Below are 641 nucleotides of genomic sequence, written 5' to 3'. Positions count from 1 at the left end.
TATCCTCATACCTATTTTTCTGTCACTTGTATTAAGAGTAAGAGAGAAGGTATGGGAGCGGTTGAACTCGGAGCTGTGGTGTAGAGGCCTAACATGCCTGCCTGTCACGCAGGAGAACGCGGGTTCGAATCCCGTCAGCTCCGCCACTAGGGCCCATAGCTCAGCTGGCTAGAGCGCACGACTGATAATCGTGAGGTCAGAGGTTCAAGTCCTCTTGGGCCCACCAAGTGAGACAGTCAACTACGGAGAAACCCTTGCGCTGCAAGGGTTTTTTCTACCGTGAAAATAGCGCAAAATAAGCTCCTGTCTCTCCCTTTCGGTTAGCACTTGGTGATTTCAGGAAGCTGTTTGAACTGTTACCGTCAAGCCGAGTTTCTCCAGTGAACGCAAGTGCCGACGGATCACTCTGTCCCGATGCCGCTCTTCTTGGTGCGTGGCCTCAGATCCACATATTCTGTCTGATTGACCAGCATGTGATAGATGATAATCAACATGTAGTGCCCCACAGCCACTGCCGCTCTCTTGGACCCCCGGCGAGCGGCGATTCGATGATACTTGGCGGACAGATAGATGTTCTTGGTTCTGGCGGCGGCACGGGCGGCTTCGACTAACGCTTCTCGCAGCCAAGGGTCCTGGTGCTA

At 53.4% G+C, this 641-nt stretch carries 2 tRNA genes; both read left to right on the top strand.

The features are described from left to right. Positions 1–69: 69 nt before the first annotated feature. Positions 70–146, top strand: a tRNA-Asp gene (locus tag ASH01S_RS17695). A gap of 3 nt (positions 147–149) precedes the next feature. Continuing rightward, a tRNA-Ile gene (locus ASH01S_RS17690) sits at positions 150–226 on the top strand. The last annotated feature ends 415 nt before the right edge of the window (positions 227–641 follow it).

The sequence above is a fragment of the Alicyclobacillus shizuokensis NBRC 103103 genome, assembly GCF_001552255.1.
Classification (GTDB): domain Bacteria; phylum Bacillota; class Bacilli; order Alicyclobacillales; family Alicyclobacillaceae; genus Alicyclobacillus_G; species Alicyclobacillus_G shizuokensis.
Note: the sequence above shows the minus strand (reverse complement) of the source record. Positions and strands in the feature narration are given on the sequence as shown.